Below are 18,482 nucleotides of genomic sequence, written 5' to 3' on the forward strand. Positions count from 1 at the left end.
AGACACTAATCTGATAGCCGCTATGTCTGCTCAATGAATTTCAAAGTCGCATGTGCTAGCTCTGTGCCGGCATCTTCTTGAATGAAATGCCCGGCTTTTGGCACAACTGTATGATTTTGACCAACTGCCCCAGGGATCGACTTTTGGAACAGTTTGTCTACTCCCGCCATGACCCTGTCATCTTCTCCAAAAACAGTCAGAAACGGAGTGTTGAGGGTCTTGAAGGTTTTCCATGCGGCTCGGTTGGCTTCTGAAGCTGGATTGTCGGGCGAGTCGGGCACCAACACTGGAAACTCTCGAGCGCCTGCCAGATAGCGCGCATCTGGGAACGGTGCGTTGTATGCTGCGACTTCTTCATCGGAAATCTTGGATGATGTGCCGCCGAATACAATGCGTCCCGAATTAAATTCAGGCACGGACTGCGAGTATTCCCGCCAAGAAAGAAATGCCTCACTCAAGGGTGCGTCACCGGTGGGCAAGGCCGTGTTTGCCACAACTACGCGCGAGAACCGCTCGGGCATACTCGCAACCAACCGCAAGCCTATTAGACCACCCCAGTCCTGGCAAACCAACGTGATGCCCGTCAGGTCAACCTTCCGCAACCACTCGGACATCCAGTCTACATGGCGTTGGTAGGTGTAGTCGGATCGCTCTGTTGGTTTATCCGACCTTCCAAACCCAATCAAATCAGGAGCCAGAACTCGATGGCCAGCGTCCTTGAATAACGGAATCATGCGCCGGTAAAGGAAGCACCAGGTTGGCTCTCCATGCATCAACAATACTGGTGATGCATGAGCCGGTCCCTCGTCCAAATAATGCAGTCGGAGAAGACTTCCCTCGGTGTCATCCACATCAAGATAGTTCGGGCCAAAGTTGAAATCTGGCAGCCCGTCAAACCGATGGTCCGGTGTACGAAGGAACTTCATCGTGAACTCTCCAAAAATGCCGACGGTCTTGGTCCAATAACAGTGATCGATAAAACAAGAACGGTCCAGTTCCAGCGTATACCAACTTCAGGTTTGGTTGAGTTGGACACATTACTTCGGTCCCTCGCGGAGGAGGCCCTTTTTGCAGACGTTTTGAATCCGCGCCCAAAAATTTGGTCTCAAAAACCTTATATTGCGAGTTCTTCTGTACGGATCGCCGAGAGGCGGCTCAGAAGAAAATCGCAAGCCCGGTCATTGAGACAACCAAGAAAAGGAGAGTCATAATTCCACCGGAGCGAACGAAATCCACCACCCGGTAGCCTGCCGGGCCCATGATCAACGCGTTCACCTGGTGTGTTGGGATCAAAAATGAGTTGGACGTTGAAATTGCTACTGTGAGGGCAAATACAGCCGGATTACCACCCGCCGATACCGCAATAGAAACCGCTAACGGCACCAGCAGGACGGTCGCACCTACGTTGGACATGACCAGGGTGAATGCCGTTGCCAAAACGGCTATTCCTGCTTGCAACGACCAGATCGGCCAACCCTTCAGGAGGGCCAACACATGCGCGGCAATCCAATCCGCAGTGCCGGTGTTCTGGACTGCCTGGCCCAACGGGATCAGTGAAGCGAGTAGAAAAACTGTACTCCAACTAATCGACTCGTAGGCTTCGTCAATCGAGAGCACCCTGCTCAACACCATGCCAACAGCGCCAATTAATAGGCACAACGACAAGCGCAGATCTGAAAACAGAATTAGGCTCAACGCTATTAGGAAGAAGGCGAGCGCCCATCCGACCTTGTGGGGCCGCAACTCTTCCTGGGGAAAGTCCGAGGTGACAACGACGAAATCCCTGTCCGACTTCAGTCGTGTCAGACGGTCCCACTGCACGTGAACCACACACGTATCACCGGCCTGCAAAGGGACTTGCCCGATATGCGTGGCTGAATGATCCTCGGTTTCAACGTGGCTCAGTGTTTCTTCTCCGCGCTGAATGGCCAGCAGAGACAAACCATGTGTCTGACGGAGGCGCAAATCAATCGGAGTCTGGCCGATCACTGAAGAACCGGGCGGAATAACAACCTCGGCCACCCCGGATTGGGTCGCGGCGAAATCATCCGCAAAGACATCTAGTTGGGGCAGGATCTCTAATCCGTAAGGCTCAGCAAACTGATGCTCAACCACCCGACGCAGGCCAAGCACTGCGAGCCGCGCCGGGGCTTCGATCTTGGTATCAGCCATCGGCGCGATGACCTTGTGGCCACGATAGGACGTGCCAAGAATGTACATGTTATGGGCTACCATTAGATCCGCGAGCGTTTGCCCAATGATGATCGAGCCTTCAGGAACACGTATCTCGAACATATCAGCCCTTAGCCCATAGGTGTTTTCGACATAGGTCTGCATGGACCGCGCTGAGCTTGCGTCTTCTCCACGATCCCGCTGCGCAGGGAGAACCCAACGACCAAAGAGCACAAAGTAAAGCACCCCAGTCAGCACCAACATCACACCGATAGGCGTGACTGAAAATAACCCAAATGTCTTCATTTGCTGGTTAGCAGGAAGGGATGAGTTTGCCGAAACAATCAGGTCATTCAACAGGATGAGGGGCGACGACCCGACTAATGTGATGGTACCACCCAGTATCGCGCAAAACCCCATGGGCATCAGCAACCTGCTCATCGGGATTTCCGTACGTGCTGAGATGCGGCTGACAACAGGCAGAAAAAGCGCAGCAGCTCCCACGTTCTGCATGAAGGAACTGATGACACCAACCGTTGTTGATATTATGGGGATTATCCGGGCCTCTGTCGTGCCACCATTCTTGAGGATCAAGGCCGCAACCTTTGACATAAGTCCAGTCTTATCAAGCCCCGCCCCAATTACCATAACTGCGATGATGGACATCACAGCGTTGGAGGAGAAACCTTCAAAGAGCTTAGATACATCGGCTAGATTACCCAGCCCAGGGAGATAGCTCAGCGCACCAAGCAGCACCATTACAAGAATTGCTGCGACATCAATCCGTATAATCTCGGTAACAAAAAGTAAGACGGTAAAAGACAATAAACTCAGTACGGCTATCATTTCGTACGTCAGTGCTGGTAATTCCATATCTTACTCCCAAACTAACGTTACCTGACCACCAGCAAATACGAAGGACCAACTCTGCGCGGCAGATAAGGCCAATAGACATTGGGCTTGCTTACGCGGCTCGCTTTTTCGGGCGCGGTATCTGCTGAAACCTGGATTCTGCCAACCCAAAGAGAGGTAGATGACAAATTCATAAGCCTAACTAAGCATCACAATGCGAAATGAACTTTCACACTTTCTAAAATACACACAAATGGATTTTCCGTATCGTTATCATTCATATCCAGTCAATTATACTTGCCAAGTAGGGAACGCTCTGCGCGATGCCCTCACGACGGCTCAGCTCTGCATTGCTGTCCTCGCCTTTTAGGCCGTCCAGCACGATCCTGATCTTCTCTACTGCGGAATACTGTTGCGGGTCGCACCGCGAAAGGCCGCATTGAGCTGGAAGCGGCAGACTTCAAGCTTCACGTGAGCCACGATCATGGCATGAATCCAACTAAAATTTGCACTGTGCAGAATTATCTTTGGATGCCAAATACGCAATTCTTTAGACGAAATGCAAAGCTATTCGCGCCCCTACAAACCGCTGTAGGTGCGCTCATAACGCTGCAATGCCGACATTGATTTCATTAAAAAAATCTTGGAAGTTCGCCCATAACTCTGCGCGGTATTTGCGCATAAGTCTGCACGATTTGCCCATAAGTTTGCATGCTACATAGAACTCGTTGAACAAACAGGCTCTCAGGTTTATCTGCGATGCCCAAATGCAACTTACTCCCAATAACTAGCAGACGAGCGCCAAGTGTTTGCTTGGCCATCCCAAGCACTGGCGCTGACGCATGACGTGGGATTTATTCCGTCGCAATTGGATCCATGGACGTTTGCGAGGACAACGCGTTGACGCCCAAAATCAGCAACAGTCCAGCCTTGATTGAGCAAGGAATGAGCCTCCTCTTCTACCAGGAAGTGCGACATGCCCCCCCCCGTTTCGCAAAAAAGAGAGGCGGCGCTTGAACACGCAAGACCGGACTCATTCAGAACCCAATCGCGTTGTAGGTCTCCGTCGAGATCGACCTTCTCAACCGCACCCCAATCTAAGTCAAATTGAGCGTCGTTGAATTCCGCACAGGCTCGTGCCGCCAGATCAACCTTCGCCTGCAAACCGGGCGGAAGGCGCGATACATCAGCCGCGACATCTGGTGAGGCCCAAACAAGGCCCGAAGCAAGCACAATCCCGGCGAACAAACACTTCATCTGACGCGCTATTTGGAAAGCTGGTTGGCACAAGGTATCAATTGCACTGATCATATCGGTAGTCCCCATATTCCAGCCAGTTTGCCGAGCCTTCGTTAAAAATCAGAAACTCGGACCTGTCCTCCCCAAGCAGGGCCACGACAAATCCGGCTGGCGGCTCAGAATTTCCGAAGTAACTGTAAGCAGTCATGGCTCTGATCGACTCGCCGTTGACTGTTACTCGCGCGTCCCACTCTTCCCCCGAGTTGTCCAAAATTACGGGTTCGATCACGCGCTCTATCGCTCCGCCACCACAATATACGATGCCTTCGGGGGGTTCGTAGGAGGACCGCTGGCTAGGATCTGAATCGCAGGCGGAACGAAGGGACCGAATTGCCGCGCTGGAACCTTTCAAGTCAAATATTCCGTAGCTGACATCTTGATCAATCATCGACAGGTTAACCGATGCATTGGCCGCAAGCTGGCCCAGTACAAAACCATAGTCCTCTTGACTATTGAAACTGACCTCGACGGGATAGTTATCAACGATCTGTACGGCAGCGTTTTCTGCGCCAACCTGAAATGCTCCAACTTCGGTGGCTCCGTTCTTCAAGAAACGAATGGAAAGCCCCTGCTTGTCCGTAATGTCCTGGCTGTCCTCATATCCAGCCGGAGCAAAGCGAATACGGTTACACTGAAGTTCCAGCGTCATGTTTCCGGTTTGAATAAATGCATTGGGAATAGGCCCAGAGTTGAACGACCACTCCGCTGATGCAGTGGTCGCCATAACCATCATTAGCGTCCCAGTGGAAATCGTTTTGAAACTCATTTTCTCTCTCCATGGTGTTACGGTTCGCACTGTCATTCAGCCTGAGATTCCGGCCAATTGCCCCGGCAACCAGGTCAGGAAACAGGTTCGCCGTATTCGTTTGCGCCTTCTTCCGAAGGGCGCGTCAACCACCAGATCATCAGAATGGACAGAACCAATTGAAGAATTGAGACAACAACAATACCGGTCACGCCCAGTACTGCCGCGGGTCCTCGTAATGCATCGGGGTTTTCGGTTCCTTGCTCCAATACCGAAAAGAACGCCACGCCACCCAGCATAACAAAAAGCGTTGTAAAGCTGAGCGCCATCGGCAGCAGCAAATACCAGCCAGGTCGTCCTGTATCATGCAGCCTTCGCCAACCGGCGGCCAGCATAGGTATGAGAACAGCCAGTTGAAAAACAGAGGACAGAACCCGAGATCCTTGCCCTGTCTCGGGGTTAGTCCCGAATAGGATCGTATCCAGCACAGCCAAAGCAGCACTCACTAGAACCACAAACAAGAAGAACCACCAGTATTCTGAACGTATAGCCCGGCCGGAGAACTGGAAGTATTTTGAAAAACACGTTTTAACGGCCTCAATAAATCCCATTTTCATTCCTTTCTTAATCTCTGTGCGGCCTCAAAACGTTTCGCCACCTAGAAGAACAAACTCGCCTGTATGGATGCTCTCACTTACCTTTTTGTTTGAATGCAGAGGCCTATCGTACGAGAGCGTAGAGAAATTTACGCGCGGAAAAAATGTTGATTTATGAAAAAATAGATTCAAACATGCGAATTCGACACAACTTTCATTTTACCTCCGTTGATGTCGCTGTCGCCCGATTTGTCGGGCCCTTCCGACTGCTGGAGTGAGTGCTGGCGGTCGGAAGGCTTTCTTAAATGATTTTGCTTGGGAGGATGCGATGGTCAGACTCTACATACGAGCCCTCTCTCCAAAGCTCGCTCTAGCTCTTGTCAGCGACGTCATTCGGCCATCACGCGTTGTTGGCGGTCTTGGCAGTCAACGAATTATCGTTCCGCCGACCAAGCCCGCCGCAGCAAGTTTTGGCAAAGGTATTCACAGAATGTAAGCATGTTCTGTTGGGTACTCAGACGCGAGAGCTTCAAACAAGCGCATCCAATTTCACTAATTTCAACGGACCCAGAGGGAGAAGAAAATGACCAACAAGATGGTGATGATTTCAGGCGCAACTTGTTTCGCAATGCTTGCGGCCTGTGACGACACGAGTACATCCAGTGCGTCCGCCGAGCTCACACCGGCTCAGCAAGCATGTTTGCGAGATGTAGCCAAGACGACGAACAATTCGCAAGTCGTTGTGCTCTCATCCGCGTTTAGCGAGGCTGGAACACAAGTCACTGTCGGTGTTGGCGAGGATCGTGCTCCTTGGAATTGCATTGCCTACAGTGATGGCGCGACCGCTGGTATCGAGTTCCTGGGCGACGAAGGCGCATTGTAGTCTGTTTGCTGTGTATCTCGAAAGCACCAGTCGTGATCAAATTTGAATAACGGCAAGCTCAGACATTCAAACCTCGTAATAGGATTAGGCTCTAACATTCTCAATCATGCAAAGGTTGTAGAAAATGCCCGTAACCAACTCAGTTGTAATTGCGATCATTTGCACTTTTGTGGCCATTGTTTCGGTTCCAAAATACAGCATTGCACAAACCTGGGACATAGCATCACGGCACTCGGTCAACGGCGTAACGGTGTATGATAAGGATGAGCTGTTAACTTTTGCCGGTCAATTGGCCTTCAATCGGTCAGGGCGCATCACAGCGGTGGACGTCGCATCAACGATCACTCAGATCTACCGAGAAGACGGTTATTTTTTGGCTGAGGCCTGGCCCGGTCCTGATGGGCAGAGCATAATTGTTAATGAAGGGCGCATTCAAACCATCGAAATTGAAGGTGTAGATACGCGTACATTCCAAACACTAGAGAAGATTTTTCAGCCCCTCACCACCTCCTATCCCATAACGCTGAAACGATTTGAGCGGGCAGTGATGCTGGCCGAGGACATACCTGACTTGGAATTGTCGACCGAACTTGATTACCCGGATCAGACTGGTGCTCGGCTGAGAGTATTGGGAGAGCCACTGCGAAAACAAGCCGGTAGTGCGACACTCGACAACCCTCCGCGTGAGCTTGGAGAAGCGCTTAGTTTTTATGTCGTACAAGAGTTTTATTCGACGCTGACCGTCGGAGATTTGCTGCGATTTGAGGGATCAGGCAATTACAATTGGGACAAAGACGATGAACACTCATTGTGGGGCGCTCTTACCTATCGCACGCCGCTGAACAGCAATGGTCTATACGGTGAGATTTTTTATGGGAACGTCAACGCAAAACGCGACATTTCAGGGGACTTTGCCAGAACAGATATTGACGGCGAGAACTTCACCCTTGCGTTGGGTTATCCTGTGATCCGCGATGTTGCTCGTTATGGATACCTGCTTTTGGATTATCGCCTTTCAGAATCGGATTCTGTTAGCGGTGGCGTTCCATTGTCCAGTGACGCAAGTGTTGTTGGCCTTACCTATCTGTACGGGCAAAACTATTCCAAAGGGCAAGCCCTTGAAGCCGGGTTAACACTGTCTTTTGGCGACAATGACAACGACACCACAGACGCAAACTTTGACGACGGGGACTCTTCGTTCTGGCACCTACGAGGCGGCGTCGGATACGAAAGCCCACTTACGGGCTTGTCGCCCAACACAGCTTGGCGCACCGAGATTTGGGGGCAGTACACAACAGACCGGTTGCCCTCTGTTGAAGAGTACTTCCTTGGTGATCGTTATGCTTTGCGCGGATATCGATTTGACGAAGTAGACGGTGATTCCGGGATTTCTGCGATATTCGAAATATCTCACTCCTACTTCCCCAGCTCTCAGAGCATTCATCGGCTAACGCCCTTTGCCTTTTTCGACGTGGGTTACATCTCGAACAATGACCCTGCGAGTTTTGAAGTTGATAATGCTACACTGGCATCCACAGGTCTGGGTTTGGACATCGAGTTCAAGCGAAACCTATTTCTGTCCGGATACGTCGGTGTCCCTTTGAGAGACGGCCCTTTAACCGAATCTGGCGATCCTGGCGCGTATCTTGCTCTGACAACAAGTTGGTGAGGATGTTATGAAACGGAACCGCATTGTTTTACTTACTGCAGCTTGTTTGATCGCAGAACTGGCCGCTACCCAGGTCGTTGCCCGCGGAAATCACTACGGGTGGTGCCGAGGCGTAGGGAACCCGCACCAGTCGAGCCAAGGATGCGGGCAGTCTGGTGGGCAAGGGGCAGGTAATCAAGTTACTGGCCCTACTCAGCCGGTGGCAAATCAGTTGCCGCCTAAGGGAACGCAGCAAACACCCACTTCCATTACTGTTCCAGTCCTTGCGCCGGGCGCGGTACCGAACGCAATTCCCGGTCAGGTTCCTATTGCGACGCCAATAGCGGTTCCTGGTCAGGTTCCCACACCGATAGTAGCGCCGACGCTAACTCCGCCTTTGGCACCAAACGCGACACCAAACCGGGTTCCGACAGCCGTTCCCAATCAGGTTCCACCATTGGCTACCGGTCCTACCGCGGTGCCGCCGCAAGTTCCGACTGCAACTCCTAATCAAGTTCCGATAGCTATCCCTGGCCAGGTTCCGCCTCAACCTACCGGCCCAACAGCGGTACCGCCACTTGTGCCAACCGCAACGCCAAACCAAATACCAGTCGCAGTTCCTGGTCAGGTCCCACCTCAGCCCACTGGACAAACTGCTGTGCCACCGCTCGTCCCGACTGCAACACCAAACCAGATTCCGGTCGCAGTGCCCGGCCGTGTTCCGCAACCCAGCGGTACTACGGCGACACCACCGCTTGCCCCAACCGCAACCCCCAATCAGGTTCCCACGGCGGTTCCTAGCCAGGTTCCACAGTTGACGCCGAAACCGACGGCAACTCACGTGGCCGTCCCAGGACATCCGAAACCTCAAGGCGTCGTGACAATCATGCGCCCCAAGCCGAGGCCGACAACCGGTAGTGTCCAGCAACCTAGCACAACACAAGTGACCCACCATTTAACCCACCAAAGTAATGCGAAGAAACACGATCACGTCGCAGCAACACCTGGACGACATGACCCGCACGACCTACCGAGATTCCGCAACGCGGCGGCCAAGGAAGACTGGGAATGCGTTGCCAGCGGATTTGGACAGCGCCGGTATGATGCCGGGCGAGGCGTGTTGCTGAACAACGGAGCGTTGCGGCACCTCGGAAACGTGGACGCAATGGCCCGGGATGTACCTGCTCGGCATCCAAAACACTCTGGGTGCATTATTTCGGTTAAACGAAAGCAGCGCTGAAGCTCGCATGGTAGGTTTTGCGCGGACAATGAGATTAATCGACCACTAGTTTGTCAATTGTCATCTGGTTAATCGGATTTCGCATTACCCTTATTCCCTGGCGTTTACGTTGGCTGACGTAGCCCAAAAATACTCTGTACCTAAATTTGCCTCAATTAGGCCAACAATCTAAAGTGCCGCACTTCCAAGAAGAGCCTCCGACCATCTGGGACGGTCAGGTCGGGCAAGCGAAACTTTGAACGGCAACTTTGCAATGTCAGCTTTCTGCGCATCGCAGACCTTCGCGAGAATCCAAGTTTCCTTAGAGTGGCCCTTTGCGGGATTGAGAAATGCAAAGGGTCGAAACCACAACGACTAGGCCAAAACTGATTGAATTCGTCGCCAATGCCGACAATCGCGCAGCGCAAAACTGTGGGCGAACTGCGCAAATTTATGGGGTGTGCGAAGTGTTATGCGCAAACCTACAACCGCTCAAAAATCCAAATTCTCCACGCTCAGAGCATTCTTTTGAATGAATTCACGACGCGGCTCTACCACATCGCCCATGAGCTTGGTGAACAGATCATCGGCCTCGACCATATCATCCACGCGTACTTGCAACAGGGTCCGCGCGTCCGGGTCCAGCGTTGTTTCCCAGAGTTGATCGGGGTTCATCTCTCCCAAACCTTTGTAGCGTTGCAGCGACAAGCCCTTTTCGCCCTCCTCCAGAATCGCGCGCAGCAGGTCGAGCGGGCCGTGTATGACTTGACCCCGATCGCGACGCACCAACGTTGCGGGGGTGTTGTAGACCTCTTGCAGGCTTTGGGTGAAACTGCCGGTTTTACGGGCCTCACCCGAGCGCAACATGGGGCCGTCCAGTGTGCGTACTTCTTCCACACCGCGCAGGATGCGCGCGAGGCGGATGCCGTGATCCTGTGTGATGCGGCCTTGCCAGCCGCGTTCGTATTCCAGTGCAATCAAGTCAAGGCGCGCCGCGACCTTGTCGGCCACGCCCTGCAAATCGGCATCAACAGCGCCGGGCACGAAGGCACCGGCTACAGCAGCCTGCTCCAGAATATGGCGCGGATAATGCGTTGGGAAGGCGTCCAGCACACGCTTCAGCTGGCGCGCTTCATCCACTACGCGGGTCAGGTCCTGGCCGATGATTTCCTCGCCCGAGCCTAATTTAAGTACTGCGCCTTCGACGCCCTGATTGATCAAATAATCATCCAGCGCAGCCTGGTCCTTCAGGTAAACCTCTGATTTACCTCTAGAAACCTTGTATAGCGGTGGTTGAGCGATGTAGAGATACCCGCCTTCGATCAACTCTGGCATTTGCCGGTAGAAGAAGGTCAACAAGAGGGTGCGGATATGCGCGCCGTCAACATCTGCGTCCGTCATAATGACGATTTTGTGGTAACGCAGTTTTTCGATGTTGAATTCGTCGCGGCCAATGCCGGTGCCCAACGCCATCACGAGGTTACCGATCTCTTGGCTCGACAACATCCGGTCAAACCGCGCCCGTTCCACGTTCAAGATTTTGCCACGCAAAGGCAGAACAGCCTGAGTCAGCCGATCCCGACCGGTCTGAGCAGAACCACCAGCCGAGTCCCCCTCGACCAGGAAAACTTCAGTCTTGGACGGATCTTTTTCAGAGCAATCCTTCAGCTTACCAGCCAGATAGTTCACATCCATCGCAGTCTTGCGGCGGGTCAGTTCGCGAGCTTTACGGGCGGCCTCGCGCGCTAAAGCTGCCTCGATGATCTTACCGACAATCCCCTTAGCCTCATTCGGGTTCTCTTCGAACCATTCAGCCAGCTTCTCGTTCATCAGACCTTCGACCGCCGGGCGCACCTCAGAGCTGACCAACTTGTCCTTGGTCTGGGACGAGAATTTCGGATCGGGCACTTTCACAGACAACACGCAGGTCAGGCCTTCGCGTGCATCGTCACCGGTGAAGCTGACCTTTTCCTTCTTTGCGATGCCGCTGGACTGCGCATAGTTGTTGATCGTCCGGGTCAGCGCGCCGCGGAACCCAGCCACATGGGTGCCGCCATCGCGCTGCGGGATGTTATTGGTGAAGGGCAGTACGGTCTCATGATAACTGTCGTTCCACCACATGGCGATTTCCACGCCGATATCGTCACGCTCGCCCTTGATATAAATCGGTTCGGGCATCGCCGGGGTCTTGGACCGGTCGAGATATTTGACAAACTCTTTGACGCCGCCCTCGTAGAACAGCTCGGTTTCCAGCCGCTCAGCAGGGCGCTCGTCGATCAGGATGATCCGCACGCCTGAGTTCAGGAAAGCCAGCTCGCGCAAGCGCTTTTCCAGCGTCTCAAACGAGTATTCGAGGTTCGAAAACGTGTTGGTCGAGGCCAGAAATCGTACCTCGGTTCCTGTGCGATCGCCGCACTCGCCGACGACTTTCAGATGTTCCGCCGTCTCACCGCCCTCAAAACGCGCCACATGTTCCTTGCCGGCCCGCCAAATGCGCAGTTCCAGCCAATCGGATAGCGCATTCACCACCGAGACGCCCACTCCATGCAGACCGCCTGACACCTTGTACGAGTTGCTGTCGAACTTACCGCCAGCGTGCAGTTGGGTCATGATGACTTCAGCCGCTGAAACGCCTTCCTCGGGGTGGATATCCACCGGGATTCCACGTCCATTGTCGCTGACCGAAACGCTGGAATCCGCGTGAATTTTTACAGTCACATGGTCGGCATGACCGGCCAGTGCCTCGTCAATTCCGTTATCGACAACCTCGTACACCATATGGTGCAGACCCGAACCATCATCCGTATCCCCGATATACATACCGGGACGTTTGCGAACTGCCTCTAAGCCTTTGAGAACTTTGATGGAATCAGCGCCGTATTCTTGGGGTGCCTGTGCGTCTTCGGACATGCCGTTAGTACCTATATTATTTTGGTAACTTATACGTTTTCTGGTGGGGATTGTCACGTGCTCCCCCCATATTTTGTGGTTCTGATCCGCTTAATTTGCGGATCAAAGCCGATCAAGGTCTGCTGCAATATCCTCGGCAATTTCTGCCGCGTTCACATCGTCCCGTTCGGCTGACAATCGCAACCCCAGAAGGTCGGATTGATAGCGCGCTGCCAAGCGATCCGGGTCATGACTTGGCGCGATTTCTCCGGCCTTCTGCGCGCTGCGAAAGAGGTCCGCAAAACAAGCTTTCATGTCAGCCATATGGGTTTGCGCCTGATCAGCCAGATCATGTTCTTTGGCTTGCAATTCCGCATAAGTCTTCGCCAACATGCAGGCTTTTGTTGGCAGCTCCGACGCCTCGATCACACGACGAGGTTGCACCTTAAGAGCACCAAGCGGGCCCAATTCCTGCGCCAAAGCCTTCATATTGGCAACCCCTTCCCGAGTATACCGCTCTAACGCCAGGGCGTAGAGCGCATCTTTCGACCCGAACGCCGCGTAGAAGCTGCCCGGTTTAAGCTTCAGCTCTCGCTCGAGATCCTTAAGCGACGTCCCCGCCCAGCCGTGACGCCAGAAAATATCTCGCGCCTGCGCGATAAGCGCGTCTCGGTCATATGAGGGTTTGCGGGGCATCGTTTCACCAATTCTTGAACGTTCGCTCAATTATATACTTGAGTGATCGCTCAAGAAACCCTAAATACGACTCATCGCGCCAGAAACAGGAGTTTTGACATGGCCAATTTCCCGTCTCACGACCTAGAAACCGCCCCGGAAGGGTCCAAGCCGCTGCTTGAGAAATCTCAGGCTGCATTCGGCCGCCTGCCCGGTCTTCATAAAGTAATGGCTGAAAGCCCCCAGCATCTGGAAGGCTATCAGGTTCTGCACGGCCTGTTTCTGCAGACCGATTTCAACAACGACGAAAAAACCGTTGTCTGGCAAACCATCAATGTCGAAAACGAATGCCATTACTGCGTGCCTGCGCACACCGGCATCGCAAAGATGATGAAGGTCTCTGACGAGATCACCGAGGCGCTGCGCAACGAAACGCCGCTGCCCACGGCCAAGCTGGAAGCGCTACGCACCTTTACCCTGCAAGTGATGGAAACCCGTGGAAACCCGACTGAGGAACAGCTGCAGGCCTTCTTTGACGCTGGCTATTCCCACCGTGCGGTCCTGGATGTCGTACTGGGTCTGGCACAAAAAACCATGTCGAACTACGTCAACCACATGGCCAAAACCCCGGTCGACGAAGTGATGCGCGGCTTCCTTTGGGAACGCAAAGTCGGCGAGCCTGCCTAAACGCTGACGACCGAGCCCTCGTCGCCTTCGGTAACGACCAGCGTTTGGGCTCGATCCCCCAATTCTGCAAATAGCTCAGGCCCGGTGCCCGTCATCCAGGCCTGTGCACCCAGCGCACAAATCTCATCATACAACGCAGCGCGCCGACCCGCATCCAGATGCGCGGCCACCTCATCCAGCAATACAATAGGAGGTGCTCCAACCATCTCCGCCAACGCTCGCGCGTTTGATAGGATCAGCGATACCAGCAGTGCTTTCTGCTCACCGGTCGAGCAATCTTTGGCAGGAACGCCCTTGGCGGAATATACACCATACAGGTCTGATCGATGCGGGCCGACCAAAGTCCGCCCGGCGGCCAGATCGTGAAACCGGCTTTCATCCAAAGCTTCTCGCAAGTCTTCCGCCGTCTCAGGCATTGCACCTTCGGTTTGAACCAATTCAAGATCCGCTGACGGAAAGGCCGTCTCAGCTTTATCCTGTGCTGAGCGCAGATACTCCAACGCACTCAACCGCGCGGCGTGGATGCGATGCCCCATCTCGGCCATCTGCCCTTCCAGCGCCGCGTACCAATGGGCATCGCGAACTTGTTCTTTCAGCAACCGGTTCCGCTCGCGCATCGCTTTTTCATAGGTCAGAGATGCCTCGGCATGTGCCGGATCAAAACTCAGCGCGATCCGGTCGAGGAACCGCCGCCGCCCTTCAGCCCCTTCGATCCATAGACGGTCCATCGATGGGATTAACCAAACTACCCGCGCCAGCTTTCCCAATTCAATCTGGCTTGAGGCTTTCTCATCAATCCGCACCTGCCGCGCCGCACCACCTTCGGACCAAGTTTCAATCTCGAAATTCTGTCCTTGCGCATTCAATAGCCCAATCAGCTTCCACCCCAGCGCCTCGGGGCGCCGTGTCATCTCAGCGGCGCTTGCCCGCCGCATCCCGCGCCCGGGTGAGAACAGAGAAACCGCTTCCAGTATGTTGGTCTTACCGGCCCCGTTTGGCCCATGGATCGCCACTGGCCGCCCGTCCAACGACAGGCGCGCCAGCTTATGAGACCGAAAATGCGAGACCGTAAGCTCGGTCAGGGCCAATCCCATGACCCCTCTCTTTCGTTAGAGATCACCCAGTCGAGGCAATCAGACGCGCATCGGCATTACGACATATACCGCGCTTTGGTCGTTGCCTTCGCGCATCAGCGTCGGATCACCTGCCGAGTTGAACATAAACACCGCATTTTCACGATCCACCTGAGACGCGATTTCGAGCAGATACTTAGCGTTGAACCCGATCTCCAGGCGCTCATCCCCGTAAGCAACTGCCAGCTCTTCCTCAGCCGCACCACTGTCGGGTGCATTCACTGACAGAACCAGCTTATCCGCATCCAATTGCAGTTTGACGGCCCGCGACCGCTCGGACGAAACTGTCGCCACACGATCCACAGCCTGCGCGAATTCAGCCGCGTCCACTTCTAACTTGCGCGTGTTACCTTGCGGGATGACACGTGTGTAATCCGGGAACGTTCCGTCGATCACTTTCGAGGTGAGCGTGATGTCAGGCGTTGCAAACCGCACCTTGGTTTCACTGACCGAGACGGCGATGTCCATCTCGTCATCATCCAGCAGCTTGCGCAGTTCGCCCACGGTTTTGCGGGGCACGATCACGCCCGGCATATCCGCTGCACCATCCGGCAGATCCGCATCGATCCGTGCCAAGCGGTGACCATCAGTCGCCACGCAACGCAGTACCTTGCCGCCCTCGGAACCATCCGCAACGTGCATGTAAACGCCGTTCAAATAATATCTCGTCTCTTCCGTGGAAATGGCAAACTTCGATTTATCGAACAGCCGGCGCAACAATGCCGCCGACGCCGTAAAGTTCGATTGGTATTCTGAAGACGCCATAACCGGGAAATCTTCTTTCGGCAGCGTGGCCAGAGAAAAATTCGAGCGCCCCGCTTCCACGGTCAACCGCCCAGCTGCACTATCTGCGGTTAGGGTCACCAGCGCCCCATCGGGCAGTTTGCGTACGATCTCATGTAGCGTTGTGGCCGCAACAGTCGTGGCGCCCGCTTTCTCGACCTGCGCAGGGGCCTTGTCGACCACTTCGATGTCCAGATCGGTGGCACGAAACAGCGCCTGATTGCCTTCGGCCTCGATCAGCACGTTGGCAAGTATGGGAATGGTGTTGCGACGTTCGACAACTGACTGGGCCTGTGAAACGGCCTTGAGAAGGGTGCCGCGTTCGATGCTGATCTTCATACCCTCTGTTCCTTTGACTTGCGTGCCGAAATAGGCGGGACTGGCACGTTAGCGTCTCAGCCCTGAGGCACAAGGATTTTTTACGGATTTCTGGGTCGGATTGCCTCGGTGGTCAAGAGCAGCGCGCGTGAAACACACCAGATCATTCTCAACCGTGGACAATAGCGCACAAGAAAACACCCCGAACGCAATAGTCCGGGGTGTTTTTCAAGGATTCAGTGAGGTTTAGGCTTCCAAGGCCCGGCGCAGCATCTCAACATCTTCGGCAATCTGGCCATCGGTCAACTTCAGCTCTTCGATGCGCTTCACGCCATGCATGACCGTGGTGTGGTCTCGCCCGCCAAATCGACGGCCAATCTCAGGTAGCGACCGACTGGTCAGTTGCTTGCACAGATACATCGCCACCTGACGCGGACGCGCATAGGACCGCAGGCGTTTAGGGCCGATGATATCGCTGAGGCGGATGTTGTAATAATCCGAGACCTTTCGCTGGATCTCTTCGACGGTGATCTTGCGCTCGGAGGCGCGCAGTACATCGGCCAGACAATCCTGCGTCAGCTCCATATCGATCTCGCGCCCGACCAGCGAGGCAAAGGCGAACAAGCGGGTCAGCGCCCCTTCCAGCACGCGCACATTGGTCGAGATGCGGTGTGCAAGGAATTCCAATACACCATCAGCAATGGTCAGATCGGGATAGGTGCTGCTGTACTGCTGCACTTTGTTCTGCAGGATTCCCAGACGCAATTCGTAGTCTGTGGGATGAAGATCGACGACAAGGCCACATTGCAAGCGCGATTTCACGCGATCCTCAAGGTCTTTGATTTCGCCCGGAGCGCGGTCGGCCGAGATGATGATCTGCTTGTTCTGATCCACCAGCGCGTTGAACGTGTGGAAAAATTCTTCCTGCGTCGAATCCTTGCCAGCGATGAACTGCACGTCATCGACCATCAGCACATCGACCGAACGGAACAAGTGCTTGAAATCCATCATGCGGCGTTCACGCAAGGCCTGCACAAAGCGATACATGAACTGTTCTGCTGACAGATAAAGCACATTCAACTCGGGGTGCTTGGTTTTCAACTCCCACGCAATCGCGTGCATCAGGTGGGTTTTACCCAGTCCAACACCGCCGTAGAGCACGAGCGGATTGAAAGTTACCGGGCCGCCCTCGGATACGCGGCGAGCTGCGGCATGTGCAAGTTCGTTGGGTTTGCCAACAACAAAGCTATCAAAGGTAAACCGTGCATCCAGTGGCGCAGCCTGTAGTGCTTCAAGCGCATCGTTGGCTGTATCTGTAACAGCGGGCCGGGTTTCTGGCGCGGGAGATGGCTTGGACTCTTCCACCAATGTGGGACGGACTGACGAATTGGCCGCTGTGCGAAACGCCAAGCGCTGAACCTTTTCGCCCGATGTGTTCAGCTCATAGAGAATAAGGTCCGCAAAATTCTGACTGACATAGTTGCCCATGAAGTTGGTCGGCACCGAGAACACCGCTACACCATCCTGCAACTCCTGAAACTCCAAGGGTTCAATCCAGGTGGTAAAATTGTTCTTCCCAACCGCCTTCATCAATTTGCTACGCAGTTGTCCCCATTTCTCTTGTGTCATTCGGCGCCTCACGCATCCCATTCATTATTGGCCTTAAGGCCTTTTTTAATGTGTCCCGAATTACGGGCCTTTATGGCGCTCACACACAAGGGAACGTTACGCCAAACCTGATGGTCTGGCGGGTACGCTCGAATATCATCGCAGTCCAATACAGCACGGCCCCAAAATGGGGGCACACCCGGAATCCGGGATGCGCATGATATTCCAATCTATCGACAGGGCCAGGATCTTCGGCTAACCCGAGACCCAGAGCAGATCGTCCAACTGACCGAAGCCAGCTTTCGAACATTCGTTCCTAAATCTTTCCGATGCCCGTCGGTCAGATCCTTGGAACAGCCTGTCCCCCCAAGCGAGTGAATCGCTGATTAAGTCGTAGCAAGAGCCCAAGGGTCCGAGCAACGAAACTCTGATATTGACTCGGGGTTCTGGGCGAAAGAATCTCTCGGCTTCGTGAAGACGCGGCTTTCCGGCAACAATGAAAAAGGCGTCGCAATCAGCGACGCCTTTTTCGCAAATCAACGCTTGACGCGTTTTCCCAAAGAATCAGCCCAGCGCTTTGACGCGCGCCGACAGGCGCGACATTTTGCGGGCTGCGGTGTTCTTGTGGAAGACGCCTTTGGTGACGCCACGCATCAACTCAGGCTGAGCGGCGCGCAGGGCTGCGGTAGCTGCGTCCTTGTCGCCGGATGCGATCGCTTCTTCAACCTTGCGCAGGTGGGTACGGATGCGCGAACGACGCGCTTTGTTGACGGCGAAGCGCTTTTCGTTCTGACGGGCGCGTTTCTTTGCCTGGGGCGAATTTGCCATGTGTCTCTGACCTTTTGTTCGGTACGGTTATCTTGGGTTGCGCGCCACGGACATATCCGCACCGGATCAGAAATCACGAGTGTGAGTCGGGCCAAGCGGGCCGCACGCGCATGTATGACGGCGGTCTCTAACCAAGTTTGGCAGGTT

The 18,482-nt window shown here is 54.1% G+C and carries 14 protein-coding genes; 3 read left to right on the forward strand and 11 right to left on the reverse strand.

Going from position 1 to position 18,482, the window contains the following annotated elements; genetic code table 11:
* Nucleotides 1–20 precede the first annotated feature (20 nt).
* From ACR0EN_RS14695 to ACR0EN_RS14715, 5 genes are all read right to left on the reverse strand, one after another.
* Complete coding sequence (locus ACR0EN_RS14695) at nucleotides 21–926, reverse strand: haloalkane dehalogenase (protein ID WP_170647223.1); 906 nt, start codon at nucleotides 924–926, stop codon at nucleotides 21–23.
* Between the two features lie 229 nt (nucleotides 927–1,155).
* The gene (locus tag ACR0EN_RS14700) at nucleotides 1,156–3,045 is read right to left on the reverse strand and encodes an SLC13 family permease (protein ID WP_480587442.1); all 1,890 of its coding nucleotides are present in this window, start codon (nucleotides 3,043–3,045) and stop codon (nucleotides 1,156–1,158) included.
* A gap of 753 nt (nucleotides 3,046–3,798) precedes the next feature.
* Nucleotides 3,799–4,335, reverse strand: coding sequence for a hypothetical protein (locus ACR0EN_RS14705; RefSeq protein WP_170818512.1), 537 nt, complete (start codon nucleotides 4,333–4,335; stop codon nucleotides 3,799–3,801).
* Nucleotides 4,319–5,089 (reverse strand): hypothetical protein, encoded by a 771-nt coding sequence (locus tag ACR0EN_RS14710; RefSeq protein ID WP_170395439.1) that lies wholly within the window; start codon nucleotides 5,087–5,089, stop codon nucleotides 4,319–4,321. Before ACR0EN_RS14710 ends, ACR0EN_RS14705 begins: the two co-directional genes overlap by 17 nt.
* A gap of 74 nt (nucleotides 5,090–5,163) precedes the next feature.
* Entirely contained in the window at nucleotides 5,164–5,679 is a 516-nt protein-coding gene (locus tag ACR0EN_RS14715; protein WP_480587446.1) for a DUF805 domain-containing protein, read from the reverse strand.
* Between the two features lie 568 nt (nucleotides 5,680–6,247).
* On the opposite strand from ACR0EN_RS14715, the gene ACR0EN_RS14720 reads away from it, so the two are divergent.
* Together ACR0EN_RS14720 and ACR0EN_RS14725 are read left to right on the forward strand one after the other, a co-directional pair.
* The gene (locus ACR0EN_RS14720) at nucleotides 6,248–6,547 is read left to right on the forward strand and encodes a hypothetical protein (protein WP_170424639.1); all 300 of its coding nucleotides are present in this window, start codon (nucleotides 6,248–6,250) and stop codon (nucleotides 6,545–6,547) included.
* A 169-nt stretch (nucleotides 6,548–6,716) separates the two neighbouring features.
* Nucleotides 6,717–8,216: a ShlB/FhaC/HecB family hemolysin secretion/activation protein gene (locus ACR0EN_RS14725; RefSeq protein WP_480587449.1), complete on the forward strand. Its 1,500-nt coding sequence runs from the start codon at nucleotides 6,717–6,719 to the stop codon at nucleotides 8,214–8,216.
* A gap of 1,690 nt (nucleotides 8,217–9,906) precedes the next feature.
* Here the strand turns inward: ACR0EN_RS14725 and gyrB are convergent.
* Both gyrB and ACR0EN_RS14735 read right to left on the reverse strand, forming a co-directional pair.
* Nucleotides 9,907–12,324, reverse strand: coding sequence for a DNA topoisomerase (ATP-hydrolyzing) subunit B (gene gyrB, locus ACR0EN_RS14730; RefSeq protein ID WP_170395385.1), 2,418 nt, complete (start codon nucleotides 12,322–12,324; stop codon nucleotides 9,907–9,909).
* 102 nt (nucleotides 12,325–12,426) lie between these two features.
* Nucleotides 12,427–12,999 (reverse strand): TetR/AcrR family transcriptional regulator, encoded by a 573-nt coding sequence (locus ACR0EN_RS14735; RefSeq protein WP_480587452.1) that lies wholly within the window; start codon nucleotides 12,997–12,999, stop codon nucleotides 12,427–12,429.
* 99 nt (nucleotides 13,000–13,098) lie between these two features.
* Here ACR0EN_RS14735 and ACR0EN_RS14740 point away from each other — a divergent pair, with 99 nt between their 5' ends.
* On the forward strand, nucleotides 13,099–13,665 hold the full coding sequence (locus ACR0EN_RS14740) for a carboxymuconolactone decarboxylase family protein (protein ID WP_170423365.1): 567 nt from the start codon (nucleotides 13,099–13,101) through the stop codon (nucleotides 13,663–13,665).
* Here ACR0EN_RS14740 and recF read toward each other — a convergent pair.
* The 4 genes from recF to rpsT form a co-directional block, all read right to left on the reverse strand.
* Complete coding sequence (recF, locus tag ACR0EN_RS14745) at nucleotides 13,662–14,759, reverse strand: DNA replication/repair protein RecF (RefSeq protein ID WP_480587455.1); 1,098 nt, start codon at nucleotides 14,757–14,759, stop codon at nucleotides 13,662–13,664. The genes ACR0EN_RS14740 and recF overlap by 4 nt on opposite strands.
* Before the next feature lie 39 nt (nucleotides 14,760–14,798).
* On the reverse strand, nucleotides 14,799–15,920 hold the full coding sequence (gene dnaN, locus ACR0EN_RS14750; RefSeq protein ID WP_480587458.1) for a DNA polymerase III subunit beta: 1,122 nt from the start codon (nucleotides 15,918–15,920) through the stop codon (nucleotides 14,799–14,801).
* A 225-nt stretch (nucleotides 15,921–16,145) separates the two neighbouring features.
* Nucleotides 16,146–17,528, reverse strand: a complete 1,383-nt coding sequence (gene dnaA / locus ACR0EN_RS14755; RefSeq protein WP_480587461.1) for a chromosomal replication initiator protein DnaA — start codon at nucleotides 17,526–17,528, stop codon at nucleotides 16,146–16,148.
* A gap of 543 nt (nucleotides 17,529–18,071) precedes the next feature.
* Nucleotides 18,072–18,335 (reverse strand): 30S ribosomal protein S20, encoded by a 264-nt coding sequence (rpsT, locus tag ACR0EN_RS14760; RefSeq protein ID WP_010442545.1) that lies wholly within the window; start codon nucleotides 18,333–18,335, stop codon nucleotides 18,072–18,074.
* Nucleotides 18,336–18,482 lie beyond the last annotated feature (147 nt).

It is taken from the genome of Ruegeria sp. AB7 (assembly GCF_056542625.1).

Excerpts from the sequence above, each read along its gene's own strand:
- ACR0EN_RS14700 (WP_480587442.1), bottom strand. The coding sequence starts at position 3,045 with ATGGAATTACCAGCACTGACGTACGAAATGATAGCCGTACTGAGTTTA.
- recF (WP_480587455.1), bottom strand. The coding sequence starts at position 14,759 with ATGGGATTGGCCCTGACCGAGCTTACGGTCTCGCATTTTCGGTCTCAT.
- ACR0EN_RS14740 (WP_170423365.1), top strand. The coding sequence starts at position 13,099 with ATGGCCAATTTCCCGTCTCACGACCTAGAAACCGCCCCGGAAGGGTCC.
- rpsT (WP_010442545.1), bottom strand. The coding sequence starts at position 18,335 with ATGGCAAATTCGCCCCAGGCAAAGAAACGCGCCCGTCAGAACGAAAAG.
- ACR0EN_RS14735 (WP_480587452.1), bottom strand. The coding sequence starts at position 12,999 with ATGCCCCGCAAACCCTCATATGACCGAGACGCGCTTATCGCGCAGGCG.
- ACR0EN_RS14715 (WP_480587446.1), bottom strand. The coding sequence starts at position 5,679 with ATGGGATTTATTGAGGCCGTTAAAACGTGTTTTTCAAAATACTTCCAG.
- ACR0EN_RS14705 (WP_170818512.1), bottom strand. The coding sequence starts at position 4,335 with ATGATCAGTGCAATTGATACCTTGTGCCAACCAGCTTTCCAAATAGCG.
- ACR0EN_RS14710 (WP_170395439.1), bottom strand. The coding sequence starts at position 5,089 with ATGAGTTTCAAAACGATTTCCACTGGGACGCTAATGATGGTTATGGCG.
- dnaN (WP_480587458.1), bottom strand. The coding sequence starts at position 15,920 with ATGAAGATCAGCATCGAACGCGGCACCCTTCTCAAGGCCGTTTCACAG.
- ACR0EN_RS14720 (WP_170424639.1), top strand. The coding sequence starts at position 6,248 with ATGACCAACAAGATGGTGATGATTTCAGGCGCAACTTGTTTCGCAATG.
- gyrB (WP_170395385.1), bottom strand. The coding sequence starts at position 12,324 with ATGTCCGAAGACGCACAGGCACCCCAAGAATACGGCGCTGATTCCATC.
- ACR0EN_RS14695 (WP_170647223.1), bottom strand. The coding sequence starts at position 926 with ATGAAGTTCCTTCGTACACCGGACCATCGGTTTGACGGGCTGCCAGAT.
- dnaA (WP_480587461.1), bottom strand. The coding sequence starts at position 17,528 with ATGACACAAGAGAAATGGGGACAACTGCGTAGCAAATTGATGAAGGCG.